Consider the following 16,788-nt stretch of genomic DNA (forward strand, 5'->3'; position numbering starts at 1 on the left):
AGGTTGGTTTATTTTAAAAAAGAGACTAGTTGACTTTCCAACGGTTCAAGTTTGGCAAAATATTTAAGGCATCCTGAATCGCATCATCTGGAAGTTTCAATTTCTTCATTTGGATTTCGATGGTTTCCTTTAGTTCGTCTAAGCTCAGGTTTGGACTTGTGAACTCGCCCTTATCGTAACAAAATTTACAATATTCTTCATTTTTCAGACCGTTTTTTTCTGTGCTTTTTAAGGCTTCTGTGTCAAGCGGTATACCGCAACTTTGACATAGTATCTTGATTTCCATGGAATTGATTTTTAGTTATTTATAATTAGAACGCCATTTTTCCTTAAAGCTGAACTATAACTTTTGTACAGTTACATGTATCTGTTTTTTTAGCTATTTTTCTCACTGTAAACAAATTTTGTCAACTGATCCAGTGGTTCCCAAGTACCTGCTTCTGCAAAGTCTACTGCTAATTTAATTTTCATTTCAATTTTCATTTCAAAAGCTTGGATTTCAGCCTGGGTAATCCATTGCTTTTCTAGAAGATACTTTTGAAACTGTGGAATGGGATCCTTTTTTTTCCATTCTTCCACCTCTTGCTTATCGCGATAAAGTTCGGCGTCAAACATCGAATGCGCCCGAAAACGATAGGTATTGCACACTAAAAAATAGGGCTTGCTACTGCTTCTTACTTTTTCTACCGCGGTATTCGCCGCATTCATTACTGCCATCAAATCCATTCCGTCGACAACGGAAGATTCTATTCCATATCCGGCGCTCTTTTTTTCAAGTTCTGTAATGGCATGGGAGTACTGAATTGCAGTACCCATGGCATACCTATTGTTTTCGCAAACAAACAAAACAGGGACTTTCCAAAGCGCGGCCAGATTCATCGCCTCGTGAAATTCGCCTTCTGCAGCGGCTCCTTCGCCAAAAAAACAGCAGCAGATATTCGTTTTTTTCTGTTTCTTAAATGCCAATGCCATTCCTACCGCCATAGGTAAATGACCGCAAACTATAGCGTTGCCCCCATAGAATTTTTTTTTGACATCAAACAGATGCATGGATCCCCCGCGGCCGCGGCTGCAACCTTCTTGTTTGCCAAACATCTCAGCCATGATATTATCGGCGTCTATCCCGCGTGCCAAAGCATGACCGTGTTCTCTATAGGTACCTAATACATGGTCTTCGTCCTTTAATGCCTGACTGACCCCCACAGCAACGGCTTCTTCACCGATATATAAATGCAGAAACCCTCTTATTTTAGCTTTGGTATATTCTTCCGCCGCTTTCTCCTCAAACCTTCGTATGAGCATCATTTGATACAAAAGCAGCAGTCCTTTTTTTGCATACATTGCTTTCGGTATTGTGTCTGATTGTGTCATATTTATCCTTTTAGGATTAAATTAGCCATCCTATAATGGGTGGTAGTATGTCTTAAATAGCTTTCTTAGATGCCAAAGGCATAATAATAAAAAACGGGATCCCCTGGATATTTCCCCTCTAGCATGACGCCTCCTTGCTTTTCTTCAAGGGCTTCAACAAAGGACTTGACAGTATATACAGCTCTTCCGTTAATGGCTGTAATCACAAAGCCTTCCCTGATATCTGTTTTTCTTTTCAGTTTACCATCATAGAGTTTTATGACTTTTAAACCATTTTTCACATCGTAATTTTTTTGGTCTTGCTGATTGATTTCGACTAGTTCAACTCCTAATTCCTTCAGCAATTCCTTTGCCTCAATCGTTGAGTTTTCAGTTATTGCTTCCTGTTTTTTGAGTGTCGCGATGAGTTCCTTTCTTTCTTTACCATTTCTGATCAGTGAAATTTTTACTTTTTCTCCTGGACGTTTTCGCATCACAATTTCCTGTAATTTAGACGCAGTGACCGTTTCAATACCATCAATTGCGATTATCACATCTTTGGCCTTAACTCCAGCTTCTTTTGCTGCACCGTTTAGGATGACATCGTCAACATACACTCCGTTGGCTCGGTCGCTATTTATCTCTTTTGCAAGATCACTATTGAGGTCACGAATACTTATCCCTAAAACGCCTCTTTCTATGGATCCATAATTCATTAGGTCGTTTGTGACTTTTTTTACAATGTCGACGGGAATGGCGAAAGCATAGCCTGCATAAACCCCAGTGGGTGTCGCTATAGCAGTATTAATGCCAATCAGTTTTCCCTCTAATGTGACTAAGGCTCCACCACTATTTCCAGGATTTACAGCGGCATCAGTTTGGATAAATGATTCGATTGCCCCCTGATCTTTTAAGATATTTATATTGCGAGCTTTGGCACTCACAATTCCGACCGTAACAGTTGATGCTAGGTTAAATGGGTTTCCTACTGCGACTACCCATTCTCCAACCTCGATATCATCACTTTCGCCAAACTTAATAAATGAAAGTTTATTTTCATCGATCTTGAGGAGCGCTAGATCAGTCAATGGGTCAGCACCAATAAGTTTGGCTGCATATGAGCGCCCATCGCTTAAAGTTATATTGATTTCAGAAGCGTCTTTTATCACATGATTGTTGGTGACGATATATCCATCAGGTGTCAGAATTACTCCAGAAGCGCTCCCAATTAATGGTTTAGACTGATATCTCTGCGCGTTTGGAGCTTGAAATTGAAACTGCCTGAAAAAGGGATCATCCCTAAAAAACTCTTTTAATGGGTCGGGTAGATTATAAAATTGGTTTTGCTCTCGGTCTTCATATTGTTGCATTTGTGATTTGAAGGTGCATTTAATATTCACCACCCCGGGTGTGGCTACTTTAGCGGCAAATCTGAAATCGACGATTCCTGTATAGGAAATTTTAGACGTGTTAACTGCAGCGTTATTCTGAATTGTTTCAATATCTCCTACTTTTTTTTTATCCTGTGCTTGACATCCTTGAAATACAAGAATGATGATGAGCAGATAAAATCTGTGATTTTTAAAATTCATTTTTTTAAATGTTTATCATGATTAAAATTGATGTTGAAAACTAATGATTGAATCATCTATACAGTTATTAAAAATCGACAGGCTTTCTTTGCTTCTAAGATTAGATTAGGATTGTTCTAAGGTGGAGATATCTCCTTCTGGTAATCCAAGTTCGCGAGCTTTCAGTAATCGTCTTAAAATTTTTCCACTTCTGGTCTTGGGGATACTTTCCACAAATTCAATTTCTTTGGGTGCGACCGCTGGCCCCATTTCTTTTCGGGTAAAACCCATAATATCCATCCTTGTTTCTTCAGTCGACTCATTTCCCTTTTTCAATACTATAAAGGCTTTTACTAGTTCGCCAATGCTAGCTTCTGGTTTTCCTATTACAGCCGCTTCAGACACTGCGGGATGTCGCATCAAAGTGCTCTCCACTTCAAAAGGTCCCACCATATGACCTGATGTTTTTATAATGTCATCTGATCGGCCTATAAACCAGAAATAACCATCTGCATCTTTTTTGGCTAGATCTCCGCTGAGGTACCATTCGCCAATAAAACATTTTTCGTAACGCTCTTGATCGTGCAGATAAGTACGGAATAGCGAAGGAAATCCTTTTTTTAGGACTAGATGCCCTGTAATATTGGGTTCTGTAATGATTTGTAATGATTTGCCTTGTACTTGTGCGATTGCGGCTTCTATTCCAGGCAAGGGTTTTCCCATAGAGCCGGGTTTTACTTCCATCGAGGGATAGTTGGCTATCATGATACCGCCAGTTTCAGTCTGCCACCAATTGTCGAGAATGGGTATTCCAAAATTTTTCTGACCCCAAATAACAGCTTCGGCATGTAGAGGTTCTCCCACACTCAAAATTAGCCGGAGGTTGTCGAGTTGGAATTTTTCTCGTGGTTTTATATCCATCCGCATCAATCGTCTTATAGCAGTAGGTGCTGTATACCAAGTTGTAACCTGATGGTCTTCCAGAATCGAATACCATCTTATAGCATCAAACTCAGCTTCATCTACGATACTGGTAACGCCATTTACTAAAGGGGCAATAATCCCATAGGAGGTACCCGTAACCCAACCAGGGTCTGCAGTACACCAAAATCGGTCGTCTTTATGAAAGTCGAGTACATATTTGCCTGTTGAATAATGGGTCAAAACCGCTTGATGTACATGCAATACACCTTTCGGCATTCCGGTCGTTCCACTTGTGAAATGTAGCAACGCCGGATCTTCGGGATGGGTCTCAGGAATGTTATAATCTTCTTCGGCTTGTTGCATAAGTTTAGAAAAGGACAAAACCTTTACAGAAATATGCTCGGTTGCGTCAGTGATAATGATGTGACGAAGGGAAGGGAGTCTTGCGAGAATTTGCTTCACCTTTTCTTCATATAAAAGAGAAGTGGTGACTAAAACAGTTGCATCCCCTTTACATAATCTTTGAAAAATAGGTTCTGGTCCAAAAACGGAGAACAAAGGACAAAAGACAGCGGTGTGTTTTAAGGTACCCAAAGCGGTAATATATAATTCTGGGATTCTTCCCGTCAAAGAGAAAATGCGTTCTCCTTTTTTAATATCTAGAATTGTAAGTACGTTGGCAAATTTAGAGGTTTGTCTTTTCAACTCAGAATACGTGAAGTTATCCACACTATTGTCTTTTCGAATAAAACGAAGAGCTATTGCATGTCCCAGATGACTTTGCGCATGACGATCCACTGCTTCATGAGCGATGTTCAAGCCCTTCCCATTAGGAAGTAGGCTTAATTCTTTTGCACATTTTTTCCATGAAAAAGAGGCTTGTACTTTTTCATAATCTAATAAATGATGCGCTATTTTATTTTTCTCTGAAATCATCCTTGTATTCTTTAGAAATTAATATCAGTTCAATAATTACTTCTGGATCTAATCGAATGTTTGGTTTAACACTGTTAAGAATCAAGCACGAGTTTTTACTCTTTTCCAGGATGTATCTTGCCCGTTCTGGATTTTGGAAATAGGGGATAACTACCTTTGGTCTTAGTATAATTTCAGTTATTGTATCCTTCCCTTTTATTACTCCAATTGTGCAGCTGGAACTACTTTCAAAGCTTATAATTTGAATAGTTGAGTTTTCGATAGCTGTTAAAAAGCTCGCCATTAGACAACTATTTATAGAAGCAAGAAGTAAATGCTCTGGTGAGCAGGTTTCTTCTATTATTTTTTGTAAATCCTGTACTGCTTTTTGTTCTGAATCTTGTGGAAATATAGATTCAATTAAAAAACCTTTTCTTTTACTTTTTGCCCTTAAATTTACTTCGAAAGTATTCATATAAAATTGTTTTCAGTTATGAAATTAGTTTATGAATTATTGGGCGACAAAGCCGCCGTCCACAGCCATTGCATGTCCGGTCACAAATGAAGCTCCGTCAGAACACATCCAAATGACAGCATTGGCGATTTCTTCAGCTTGGCCAAAGCGGCCTACAGGCTCTAAATTGGTAAACTGCTCTATAGCTTCTTTATCGTTTCCGGTAAGTCGATCAATCATTGGGGTTTGTATAACACCTGGGCAAACGGCATTAACACGCACTCCCAGTTTGGCACATTCTAATGCGGATGTTTTTGTCAAGCCAATAACGCCATGTTTTGACGCCACGTAAGCTGGTAAACCCGAAAACCCAACCAAGCCAGCTACCGAAGAGCAGTTGACGATAACTCCTTTACCTTGTTTGATCATTTCTGGGATTTCATGCTTCATGCAGAGCCAAACTCCTTTCAGGTTCACGCCAATGGTTTTGTCCCAGTTCTCTTCTGAACAATCTTGCACTGGAGCAGAATCACCCTCAATTCCGGCATTATTGAAAGCATAATCTAATCGTCCAAAAGTCGCAAGAGTTTTTTCTACCATCACTTTCACCTCTGATGACTTAGAAACATCACATTTAATGAATAGGGCTTCACCACCAGATTTTTTGATGAGGTCTATTGTTTCAGTATTTTCTTTCCAATCCACAACAACCACTTTTGCTCCTTTTTTGGCGAAAGCCAGAGCTGTTGCTCTACCAATCCCTGAGGAACCACCCGTCACGATCGCCACTTTGTTTTTGAATTCAAATTCCATAATTAATTAGTTTAAAGTGATTATAGCCTGACCGTATTTTTCTTTTCTGCTTCTAATATGTTTTCAATCCCTTTGATCATGGCATCTGGATTAAAGGAAATGCTGTCAATTCCTTCCTCCACTAAAAACTGCGCAAACTTTGGGATGTCACTTGGTGCTTGACCGCATAATCCAACTTTTATGTTGTTTCGTTTTGCTGCATGAATAGTTTCTCTAATTAAACTTTTTACAGCTGGATTTTCTTCGGTAAATAAATCACTTACCAAAGCGGAATCGCGATCTAGCCCAAGAGTGAGTTGCGTTAAATCATTGGATCCAATAGAAAATCCATTAAAAAGTTGAGCGAATTCGTCCGCCAGTATCACATTACTCGGAATTTCAATCATTACATATATTTCGAGATTGTTTTCGCCTTGAGTCAATCCATTTTTTGTCATTTCAGCGAGTACTTTTTCTCCTTCTTCTATAGTTCTGCAAAAAGGAATCATCAGTTTTACATTTTGAAGCCCCATTTCGTTGCGCACTTTTTTCATGGCGGCACACTCTAATGCAAATCCTTTTCTATAAAAATCGCTGTAGTAACGCGAAGCACCACGAAAACCAATCATTGGGTTTTCCTCGTCAGGTTCAAAATATTTCCCTCCTATAAGATTGGCATACTCGTTACTTTTAAAATCGCTCATGCGCACAATGACATCTTTAGGGTAAAAAGCCGCTGCAACGATCGAAACGGCTTCTGCTAATTTATCGATGAAATAGTCTTTGCCATCTTCGTAGCCATTTGTTAAAAGACCTATAGTGTCCGCTACGTCTGCATCGGTTATTTTTTCAGGCTCACACAAAGCTAACGGATGGATCTTTATGCTATTTGAAATAGCAAATTCCATTCGCATTAAACCAACTCCTTTGTTAGGGTAAAAACTCAATTCAAAGGCTTTTTCTGGGTCGGCTAGGATAAACATGGGGTCAGTTTCCGGGATATGGAGTTGGCTAAAATCCTGTTCGGTGATTTCCCATTTTAATTCGCCGGCATACACATTTCCATCTTTTCCTTCGGCACACGAGACCGTAATTTGTTGTCCATTTTTAATCGTTGTCGTGGCGTTTCCACATCCTACCACTGCGACAGTTCCTAGTTCGCGAGCCACTATGGCTGCATGACTGGTGCGTCCGCCTTTGTTGGTAATAATTGCGCTGGCTTTTTTTAGTATAGGATCCCAATCAGGATTCGTTAAGTCTGTGACGAGAATTTCGCCTTGCAGCAGTTGGTTTCCTTCCTGGGGATTATGAAGTATTCTAGCTTTTCCAGAGGCGATTTTGTCCCCCAATGCTATTCCTTGGGTGATCAGCAGTCCTTTGTCCTTAAGTTTGTATATTTCTCTAACTTGTTTTTTGTCTTTTCCATAAACCGTTTCAGGACGCGCTTGAACAATGTATAGCTGATTATTTAGTCCGTCTTTTGCCCATTCAATGTCCATGGGTTTGTTATAGTGTTTTTCTATGGCATAACACCATCGCGAAAGTTGAACTACCTCTTTGTCATTAAGGGAAAATTGGTTTTGTCTTTCTATTTGGGTTTCATTATTTATGGTCGTTTTTTCAGCAGAAATATCTTTTGATTCTTCCGCATAAACCATGGTGAATTCTTTTCTACCAAGATGCTTTTTCAGGATTGGATTGAATTTATTGTTTTGTAATATAGGTTTGAATACCATCCACTCATCAGGTGTTACGGTTCCTTTTACAATGTTTTCGCCTAGACCCCAACTGCTATTGATGATTATTGTGTTTTGAAAGCCACTATCCGGATCGATCGTAAAGGCAACGCCTGCTGCGGCTTTGTCGCTTCGTACCATTTGCTGCACACCAACAGAAATAGCAACATCCATCTTTTCAAATCCCATATCATGGCGGTATTTTATAGCACGATCTGTAAAAAGAGAGGCGTAGCAGAGATGGATGGCGTCTTCCAGCTGTTTTTCGCCGCTGATATTCAAATAAGATTCCATTCGTCCGGCAAAGCTGGCAGATGGTAAGTCTTCTGCAGTGGCGCTGCTGCGCACTGCAACGCTGAGGTTTTCAATACCGCTTTGTTTGCAAAGGGATTGGTAGGCAATATGAATTTCCTTTTTGACTTCAGGAGATAGTTGGGCTGATAAAATGTGTTTTCGGGTTTTTTCTCCTATTTCAGAAAGGTTGGAGTAGTTTTCAGAATCTAATGAAAGAAGTAATTCGGCTAAAACTGATTCGATATTATTTTCTTTTCGGAATAATCGATACATATCTGCAGTTAACGCAAACCCATTGGGAATAGATATGCCTAATGGACTCAATTGATTATACATTTCACCCAAGGAGGCATTTTTGCCGCCTACTTTTTCAATATCAGTTATATTTATTTTATCGAAAAAGAGAATGTGTCTGGAATTTTTCATGACTTATTTAAATTTACGCATTAGTAAAAACAAACGATGAATTATAATAAAGTGATTCAAAGGGGGCAACTAGTTAAATTTTTTTAATTTCGCACAGACATTAGATGTTTTTATATAGGAATATCTATTTAAAAAGAGGGTAGTAGGTGTTCCCACTTTAGCTATGCTTAGTATAAATTTAGACAATTTATTTTTTTATAGAAACAAAAACGACTTTTTCTTTTAGGTTTTTTTGTTGTTAAGATATTATACAGTAGTGGTTTATACTTTTTGTTTCACTTTTAAGGGACCCGTGTTGTCGATTTTTTATTGCTGTATAGACTAAAAGTAGCAAATTATTTTGTGTCACTATGGGTTCATAAAATCACTCCCAATTGTATTAGACTTTAAAAGATTCTTCTTAGATAAAAAAAGTTTATTTTTGTAGCTAATCTAAGATTAGAAAGAAAATATTTACTTTTTGGTCAACTATTGAAAAGATTGATCTTTTTATTAAAATAATTTCTAGTTTTATTTTCACGAAACATACCCCAAAAAATGAAAAAATTACCACTACCAACGAATGAATTAGGTCGTCTTGCAGCACTTGAAAGTTATTCAATTATGGATTCTTTACCAGAAAAAGAATATGATGCTATTGTTGAGTTGGCGTCTTTGATTTGTGGAACGTCCATAGCATTGGTAAGTTTAGTGGATCAAGATAGACAGTGGTTTAAATCATCAATTGGTCTTAGTGCCAATCAAATTCCAAGAGATATTGCTTTTTGTCAATATACAATATTGGGAGATGATGTCTATGAAGTTACTAATGCACTAGAAAACGAATTGTTTGCAAATAACCCTTTAGTGACTGGTAACCCAGATATTCGGTTTTATGCAGGAGCGCCTCTAAAGGATTCTAATGGATTTAACCTGGGTACACTTTGTGTAATTGACACAACACCCCGAACTTTAACGGATAAGCAAAAAGATGCACTTAGATTACTATCTAATCAAGTTGTAAATTTGCTGCAACTGCGTAGAAAAAACACTATGCTTGTTGAGGCTCAAAAAGAATTTAGAAACATTTTTGACTTATCAAAGGATTTAGTTTCCATTGCTAATATTGATGGACTCTTCTATCAAGTAAATCCTGCTTTTACAACTGTATTGGGGTATTCTAAAGAAGAATTAGAAGGAAAGCCTTTTTTTGATTTAGTGCACTCAGATGATTTAGAGGAAACATATAAGGAAGTAGAAAAACTTGCTAAAGGAGAGAAAACTTTAAAATTTATAAACAGGTATCGATGCAAAAATGGATCATATGTTGTATTGAGCTGGAACGCCTCTCCGGATCCCTTGACAGGCAAGTTATATTCTATAGCTAGGGACATAACTGGCGCAAGAGATCAACAAGAACTACTTTTTAAAACTTCAGCTGATTTAAAAGCAATATTAGAATCAGCTGAATTTTCAATAATAGCTTCAGACTTAAATGGTAAAGTTACTCATTTTAACAAAGGAGCTGAAATCTTACTAGGTTATAAAGCCGAAGAAATAATTGGAAATAGATTCCCAGAAAAGATTCATGTTTCTGATGAAGTGATAAAATATACTAAGGAATTAAGTATTGAACTAGGTAGAAACGTAAAGCCTACAATGGGTGATTTTGTTGTTAAATCTTGTGAATCAGAGCAAAACTACCCAAGGGAATGGACTTATAACAAAAAAGATGGAAGTTCAATAAATGTTATTGTGTCTCTTAGTTCAATAATTAATATCCATGGGGATAAAATGGGATTTTTAGGAATTGGTAAAGACATCACCAAACAAAAGGAAGTGGAGTTAAATCTAATAAATAGCAATAAATTATTAGATGAAGCTGAAACTATTGCTAAAACAGGGAGCTGGAAGTTTGATTCATTGACAAGAGGTTTAGCTTGGTCAAAAGGGAATTATAGCATTACCGGAATTGATTATTTACCTGAAAAAGAACTATTTGAAGCATTTAAAGGGATGCTTACATCAGAGGACTTAGCCCTGCTAGAGAAAGCGATTGAAAAAAGTCTTGCCACAGGGAAAAATTTCGAGTTTCAGTGCGCGCTCTATTTGTCTGAAAACAAAGTTAAATACATTTTATTATTAGGCAAGCTTATTAAAAATGGATTAGGAGCAGTAATTGGTGCACATGGCAGTACTCAGGATATTACTGAAAAAGTACTCGTGGAGCAAAAGTTAATTGAGACTCATAAATTACTCGATGATTCTGAAAACATAGCTGAAACAGGGAGTTGGAAATTTAATGCACTTACAAAAAGGCTTATGTTATCTAAGGGACATCGCCATACGTTCGAATTAGCGGGAGTGCCCTCAGAGGAACTTTATAGTACTTACCGCAATAGAATACACCCTGATGATTTAGTAAAACTAGATGAACGGGACGAAATCGTCATGAAAACAGGGGAAGATTATAAGACAACGTACAGGCTTTTATTCCCTAATAATAGAATAAAAAACATATCAGAAATAGGAAGGCCTTTTAAAAATAAAAAAGGAGAAATAATTGGATTGCAAGGTTATGTGCAGAATATCACCGAAAAAACAATAATTGAAAAAAATATTGCCGAAAAATCAAAAGAGGTAAATGATATTAGAGCGGCATTAGACGAGTCTTCTATCGTCACAATTATAGACAAGGATGGTGTGATTACCTATGCAAATGATAATTTTTGCTCTATTTCTAAGTTTTCAAGGGAAGAGCTTATTGGACAAAGTCACTCTGTCGAAGAACCACTTTATGTATTAAATAGTTTTATTAAAAATATCTGGTCAATTATTGCTATTGGTAATATCTGGAAAGGAGGCCTTAAAAACAGGGCAAAAGACGGCTCTTTCTATTGGATGGATTGCACAATTGTTCCTTTTTTAGATAACGAAGGAAAGCCCTATCAGTACATTGCTATAAGCTCTGATATTACGGAGGAAAAATTTGCAAAAGAAAAATTAGATTCCGTATTAGTTCAACTAGAAAAGAACAATAAGGAATTGGATCAGTTTGCTAATATTATATCGCATGACCTGAAGGCCCCACTAAGAGCAATTTATACCCTCTCGGAGTGGATTGTTGCTGATATGCCAGAGATGCCTGCGAGGGTAAATGATAATTTTGACCTTTTGCGAGGTCGTGTCCAAAGAATGGAAAACCTAATTAACGGAGTTTTGGATTATTCTCGTATTGGAAGAATAAAAATTCAAAGAGAATCGATTGATGTCAAACAAATGTTAGATGAGATAGTTAAAACTTTAGTGCCAAACAATGGTTTTGAAATTTCGATAAAGGGTGATTTTCCGGTTATTATAGGAGCAAAAATTTTATTGTATCAGGTTTTTAGTAACCTGATCAGTAATGTAGTAAAGTATAACGATAAACCCCTTGGAAAAATAGAATGTTATTATGAGTCTATTCCGGGTTTTCACCAATTTTCAGTAAAAGATAACGGTCCGGGAATCGCGCAAAAGTACCAAAAAAAAGTTTTTCAAGTTTTTCAAACTATTGAAGCAAGGGATAAGAAAGAAAGTACCGGGATTGGGCTCTCCATCGTTCATAAGATAATCGAGGAAGAAGCAGGTACTATCAAAATCGAATCAGAAGAAAATGAAGGAGCAAATTTTATTTTTACGCTTCCAAATATTGTTGATAATAAAGGAGATGGCTATTAATAACGGCGCATTTTTAAATATAAGTGATCTAAAAGAGTTACAGAATAAAAGTTAAATTATTGACAAATAACTTGTAGATAGAAAATGATGAGGTTGAAGTAGTGAATGTTGAAAGATCATTTTCAAAAAATAATCTTTAAAATCCGCTTTTTGTTGTGGGTAAAGGTACCTAAGCATTGTAAATCCTCAATTTTTGAAATATTCCTTTTCCGAAAAATCGTTATTTTAGACATTAATTTCCCAAAGATGAATGGAATTTCTTAAGGTATTAAGAGTAGATGAAAAATTAAAAAACATACCTGTACTTGTGATGGCGACTTCAAATTAAGACATCAAAAAAATTAAGGCTTTTGATCTAATTTTTCGAACAAATAGCCATAGTCTTTAAAAAAATTCATTTGATCTGCTGCTACTCTTAAACATTTGTGGTAGCGATATGAGACATCAAATAGCCGCCTAGCTTCAGCATTTTCATATTTCTATTGGACATCGGTTAAAAAGATTTATATTTACATTTCTTAGAATTTGGATAATTTTTCCATTTCCTTTAAATCGTTATCCCTTTTTCTGTTCTTTTTAAAGAGAACACCTCCAATTTTTTATTGGGTAATAATCAGCTTCGGATTTTTTATATTTCCGAAATCATATATTTTACAAATTTTTATAAAAAAGAATGAAACAGTATTTAAATTTATTTGACTTAACTCAAAAAGTGAATTACAGAACGGAAATATTGGCTGGTTTGACGGTTGCTATGACCATGATTCCAGAATCACTTTCCTTTGCTATATTAGCTGGTTTTCCGCCGCTAGTCGGACTATATGCCGCATTTATTATGGGTTTGGTGACTGCTATTTTTGGAGGTAGACCAGGCATGGTATCTGGTGGAGCAGGGGCAACGGTTATTGTTTTAATTGCGTTAATGCAGTCTAGTGGACTGGAATATGTATTCGCAGCTGTGGCTTTAGCCGGAGTCTTGCAAATTTTGGTCGGCTTGTTTAAGTTAGGTAAATTTATCCGTCTGGTTCCGCAACCTGTAATGTTTGGTTTCGTGAATGGCTTGGCTATCATTATTTTTATGTCTCAGCTCGAGCAGTTTAAAACAATGGTGAACGGCGAGAGCGTTTGGTTGTCTGGAAACCCATTGTTTATTATGTTAGGACTGGTACTCCTAACAATAGCTATTGTGTTATTTTTTCCAAAAATAACTAAAGTTGTACCAGCTTCTTTAGTAGCTATTATTGTGGTGTTTGTATTAGTTTTAGTCCTTGGAATCGACACTAAAACTGTAGCAGATATTGCCTCAATAAGTGGTGGTTTTCCTCCTTTTCATATTCCTAATATCGCGTTAACGTTTGAAACTTTAGAATTAATTTTTCCCTATGCGCTAATTATGGCTTCTGTGGGATTAACGGAGGGATTACTAACCTTGAACCTTGTTGATGAAATAACAGGGACCAAAGGCAAAGGAAATAGAGAATGTATTGCTCAAGGAAGCGCTAATTTGCTGAATGGATTTTTCTTTGGTATGGGCGGTTGTCCTATGATAGCACAGACACTCGTAAACCTTTCTGCAGGTTCTCGAGCACGCTTGTCAGGTATCGTGGCAGCATTAACTATTTTGGCAATTATTTTATTTGGAGCGCCTATAATAGAGCAATTACCTATTGCTGCACTTGTTGGGGTTATGGTAATGGTAGCTATTGGTACTTTTGAATGGATTAGTTTTAGGATAATTAATAAAATGCCAAAACAAGATATATTTGTAGGAATGTTAGTGGCATTGATTACCATATTATTGCATAATTTGGCACTGGCAGTATTGATAGGAGTTATTATTTCTGCTTTGGTTTTTGCTTGGGAAAGTGCCAAACGCATTCGTGCGAAAAAATATATTGATGCTAATGGAGTAAAACATTATGAGATATATGGACCTTTATTTTTTGCATCCACTACTGCATTTGCAGAAAAATTTGATGTTTTGAATGATCCAGAGGAAGTAGTGATAGATTTCAGAGAAAGCAAAATTGCTGATATGAGCGCCATTGATGCTGTTAATAAACTTACAGAACGTTATGCTAAGGAGGGCAAAAAAATTCATTTACGTCATTTAAGTTCTGACTGTCGAAGACTACTGCATGATGCTGATGATGTTATAGATATCAATATAATGGAAGATCCCACTTATAAGGTTGCCGCTGATTAAATATAAAAGTCCCTGAAAATTTTTCAGGGATTTTTTTGTGGGCATTATTTAATAGACAATTTAACTTCAATCTAAAAATTATCATACAATAATTTTATCGTCAATGGTTTTTATTTAAAAATCGCTAAACCTACATATGAATCAGCTGTGCCATAGTACAGAAACCATTTAGATTTAAAGTAAACCAATCCTTCAGCAAAAGTGGTTCCAGCAGCATATTGTCCTGTTGTTTCATGAGGCAACGTTGGTTTTAAAAAAGGGGTGTCTGAACGGGAAACAATTTTTTCCATATCGGTACTATCAAATACAATTTTACCAACAGAATAGGTTCCTTTGGGCAAACTTGGATCCGCATCTTCTTTTACAGAATTTTTCCCGTTGTAAAGCAGAATAATTCCTTCCTCAGTAAGCATCGCAGGAGGACCACATTCAACAAGTCGGCTATCAAATTTGTTCTTTCTTCTTTGAACCACTTCTTTAAGATTTCCTTTTTTGTCTACTAAAGGGTTCCAGTCAATTAAATTATCTGACCAAGCAAGATTTATAAATTCTTCTCCCCAATACATCCAATATTTACCATTTATTTTTGTTAGAACCTGTTTTCCGTCAATCAATTTTACAACCATAGAACCTGATTTAGACCAACTTTTCATTAGCCTGCCATCAAGAGCCTTTTCAAATGCGAGTCCTTTTTTTTCCCAATGAATCAAATCTTTTGAAAAAGCAATCGATAATCTTGCAATCTTATGATTCCAAGAAGTATAAGACATCACATATAAGCCGTCCTCTGTTTGAACCACTCTAGGATCTTCGCACCCACCTGGATAATCATATTGCTTGAATCTATCATTATCAGGATACAAAACAGGTGTTGGATATTTTGTAAAATGAACACCATCATCACTGTAAGCTAATCCAATTCTAGAGGTTCTTTGTGCAAAACCAGCGGCAGGATTGTCCTCGGAACGATACAACAAAAAAACTTTATTGTCTTTTACTATTGCCGCAGGGTTAAACACTTCTGCTTTTTGCCATCTAACTATTTGTTTGTCGATAGGATTAACAAAGGTAAAATTGGAGTCCGCTTTGAGAATCGGATTCTCTTTTGGTTTGTAGGGTGATTGGAAATCCAAATTTATGGAAGGATGATTAGTACATCCCATTATCAAAAACAAAGTAAAAACAATTATTTTTTTCATATATTTCATTTCGTTTTTATTTAGTTTAAGCAACCACAAACATTTTAACCAGCAGGGGAATCTAATTTATGTAAAACGATTTAATTGTAAATTTTGATAGCCCTATTTTCAGAAACTTCCGCTATTTTCAAAGAATCTACCGCATTATCCTGATTAATTTTCCGGATGTGTGTCCTCTCACTAATCCAAGTCATTTGATCAATAAACATATTCGTTACCAATTCCTTGTAAAGATTTTGCTTTTGAAGTGAAACTCCTGAGTCCATTTTTATTTTGTACTGGTAATTAATATCTTTAAAGTTGCCTTTAGAAATTTGCATTTCTTCAAAAGACTCCACTATTTCAAACTCGGCATTTGGAAAAATTTGGTGTAATGCAATCAATTCTTCAGGGGTGCAAAGAGCTGTTATTTTCAATTCAGTAGGAACCCATTCATATAAAGTGATTTCGCCTTTTTCAAACAATAATCGCATTTCTTGTCGATCCATTATTTTAGGTTGGTCAAAACCGTGGTAGAAATTTACCATTCCTTTATCATATTTCACAACAGACTGAACCCTGCTCCAAATATCTTTATACTCTTTTCTTTCCACTTTTTGGGAAGCTACAACTTCGCCTTCACCAAGCCAACCGGCAAACATATCAAAAAAATGAACTCCGTGTTCAATGAATATTCCGCCACTTTTTTTCTCGTCCCAAAACCAATGTTCTTTCGGTAAAAATTGATCTGAAGCATAATTTTCGAAAAAACCATGAAGAAAATCACCCAAAATACTATTCCGGATAAGATTGTTTACACTTTCGTATAATGGATTATAACGTTGCATTAGATTGACAACATAAAGCAAATTTTTCTCTTCTGCCAACGTTCTAAGTTCTATAGCTTCTGCCACTATTGTTGCGGCAGGTTTTTCACAGATCACATGTTTCCCGGCTAACAATACGGCTTTCGACTGCGCATAATGTAAAAATGGTGGGGTAGCGATATACACCAAATCAATAGTTGGATCAGAACAAATTTCTTCCAGAGAAGAAAAAAGTATAGCCGATTGATCTATATCTTTTAATTTTAAAAGATTTTTTTCATTTTCATCATATCCTCCCACAAGTTTTACTCCGGGTATTTTTATAAATTCTGCAGTGGCAAAACAAGCAAATCCGCCTACGCCAACCACGGCTATGTTTATAGGTTTATTCATTTTCTATCCTTTATGATTTTATT

At 36.6% G+C, this 16,788-nt stretch carries 11 protein-coding genes; 2 read left to right on the plus strand and 9 right to left on the minus strand.

Annotated elements, in window-relative coordinates:
- Positions 1–25: 25 nt before the first annotated feature.
- From ACEN2H_RS00530 to ppsA, 7 genes are all read right to left on the minus strand, one after another.
- Positions 26–286: a zinc ribbon domain-containing protein gene (locus ACEN2H_RS00530; protein WP_441729519.1), complete on the minus strand. Its 261-nt coding sequence runs from the start codon at positions 284–286 to the stop codon at positions 26–28.
- 89 nt (positions 287–375) lie between these two features.
- A complete protein-coding gene (gene pdhA, locus ACEN2H_RS00535; protein WP_441729520.1) occupies positions 376–1,371 on the minus strand; it encodes a pyruvate dehydrogenase (acetyl-transferring) E1 component subunit alpha in 996 nt (331 codons plus the stop codon).
- Positions 1,372–1,436: 65 nt separating this feature from the next.
- Positions 1,437–2,942: a trypsin-like peptidase domain-containing protein gene (locus ACEN2H_RS00540; RefSeq protein ID WP_441729521.1), complete on the minus strand. Its 1,506-nt coding sequence runs from the start codon at positions 2,940–2,942 to the stop codon at positions 1,437–1,439.
- 105 nt (positions 2,943–3,047) lie between these two features.
- On the minus strand, positions 3,048–4,781 hold the full coding sequence (acsA, locus tag ACEN2H_RS00545; RefSeq protein WP_441729522.1) for an acetate--CoA ligase: 1,734 nt from the start codon (positions 4,779–4,781) through the stop codon (positions 3,048–3,050).
- Positions 4,762–5,235, minus strand: a complete 474-nt coding sequence (locus tag ACEN2H_RS00550) for an OsmC family protein (protein WP_441729523.1) — start codon at positions 5,233–5,235, stop codon at positions 4,762–4,764. The genes acsA and ACEN2H_RS00550 overlap by 20 nt, the downstream gene beginning before the upstream one ends.
- A gap of 36 nt (positions 5,236–5,271) precedes the next feature.
- A complete protein-coding gene (locus ACEN2H_RS00555) occupies positions 5,272–6,027 on the minus strand; it encodes an SDR family oxidoreductase (RefSeq protein WP_441729524.1) in 756 nt (251 codons plus the stop codon).
- Between the two features lie 20 nt (positions 6,028–6,047).
- On the minus strand, positions 6,048–8,462 hold the full coding sequence (gene ppsA, locus ACEN2H_RS00560; RefSeq protein WP_441729525.1) for a phosphoenolpyruvate synthase: 2,415 nt from the start codon (positions 8,460–8,462) through the stop codon (positions 6,048–6,050).
- A gap of 537 nt (positions 8,463–8,999) precedes the next feature.
- Here ppsA and ACEN2H_RS00565 point away from each other — a divergent pair.
- Together ACEN2H_RS00565 and ACEN2H_RS00570 are read left to right on the plus strand one after the other, a co-directional pair.
- Positions 9,000–12,161 carry a PAS domain S-box protein gene (locus ACEN2H_RS00565; protein WP_441729527.1) on the plus strand — a complete coding sequence of 1,054 codons (3,162 nt, stop codon included), beginning with the start codon at positions 9,000–9,002 and terminating at the stop codon, positions 12,159–12,161.
- A 673-nt stretch (positions 12,162–12,834) separates the two neighbouring features.
- Positions 12,835–14,367, plus strand: coding sequence for a SulP family inorganic anion transporter (locus ACEN2H_RS00570; protein WP_441729529.1), 1,533 nt, complete (start codon positions 12,835–12,837; stop codon positions 14,365–14,367).
- A gap of 110 nt (positions 14,368–14,477) precedes the next feature.
- Here the strand turns inward: ACEN2H_RS00570 and ACEN2H_RS00575 are convergent, their stop codons facing one another.
- Together ACEN2H_RS00575 and ACEN2H_RS00580 are read right to left on the minus strand one after the other, a co-directional pair.
- Positions 14,478–15,566, minus strand: a complete 1,089-nt coding sequence (locus ACEN2H_RS00575) for a glycoside hydrolase family 130 protein (protein WP_441729530.1) — start codon at positions 15,564–15,566, stop codon at positions 14,478–14,480.
- 80 nt (positions 15,567–15,646) lie between these two features.
- Positions 15,647–16,765 carry a Gfo/Idh/MocA family protein gene (locus ACEN2H_RS00580; protein ID WP_441729532.1) on the minus strand — a complete coding sequence of 373 codons (1,119 nt, stop codon included), beginning with the start codon at positions 16,763–16,765 and terminating at the stop codon, positions 15,647–15,649.
- Between the last annotated feature and the right edge of the window lie 23 nt (positions 16,766–16,788).

The sequence above is a fragment of the Flavobacterium sp. W22_SRS_FP1 genome (genome assembly GCF_052113685.1).
In the GTDB taxonomy this organism is placed as follows: Bacteria; Bacteroidota; Bacteroidia; order Flavobacteriales; family Flavobacteriaceae; genus Flavobacterium.

What these genes read in the sequence shown, in the direction of transcription:
- ACEN2H_RS00530 (WP_441729519.1), bottom strand. Translation starts at nt 286, where the DNA reads ATGGAAATCAAGATACTATGTCAAAGTTGCGGTATACCGCTTGACACA.
- pdhA (WP_441729520.1), bottom strand. Translation starts at nt 1,371, where the DNA reads ATGACACAATCAGACACAATACCGAAAGCAATGTATGCAAAAAAAGGA.
- ACEN2H_RS00540 (WP_441729521.1), bottom strand. Translation starts at nt 2,942, where the DNA reads ATGAATTTTAAAAATCACAGATTTTATCTGCTCATCATCATTCTTGTA.
- acsA (WP_441729522.1), bottom strand. Translation starts at nt 4,781, where the DNA reads ATGATTTCAGAGAAAAATAAAATAGCGCATCATTTATTAGATTATGAA.
- ACEN2H_RS00550 (WP_441729523.1), bottom strand. Translation starts at nt 5,235, where the DNA reads ATGAATACTTTCGAAGTAAATTTAAGGGCAAAAAGTAAAAGAAAAGGT.
- ACEN2H_RS00555 (WP_441729524.1), bottom strand. Translation starts at nt 6,027, where the DNA reads ATGGAATTTGAATTCAAAAACAAAGTGGCGATCGTGACGGGTGGTTCC.
- ppsA (WP_441729525.1), bottom strand. Translation starts at nt 8,462, where the DNA reads ATGAAAAATTCCAGACACATTCTCTTTTTCGATAAAATAAATATAACT.
- ACEN2H_RS00565 (WP_441729527.1), top strand. Translation starts at nt 9,000, where the DNA reads ATGAAAAAATTACCACTACCAACGAATGAATTAGGTCGTCTTGCAGCA.
- ACEN2H_RS00570 (WP_441729529.1), top strand. Translation starts at nt 12,835, where the DNA reads ATGAAACAGTATTTAAATTTATTTGACTTAACTCAAAAAGTGAATTAC.
- ACEN2H_RS00575 (WP_441729530.1), bottom strand. Translation starts at nt 15,566, where the DNA reads ATGAAAAAAATAATTGTTTTTACTTTGTTTTTGATAATGGGATGTACT.
- ACEN2H_RS00580 (WP_441729532.1), bottom strand. Translation starts at nt 16,765, where the DNA reads ATGAATAAACCTATAAACATAGCCGTGGTTGGCGTAGGCGGATTTGCT.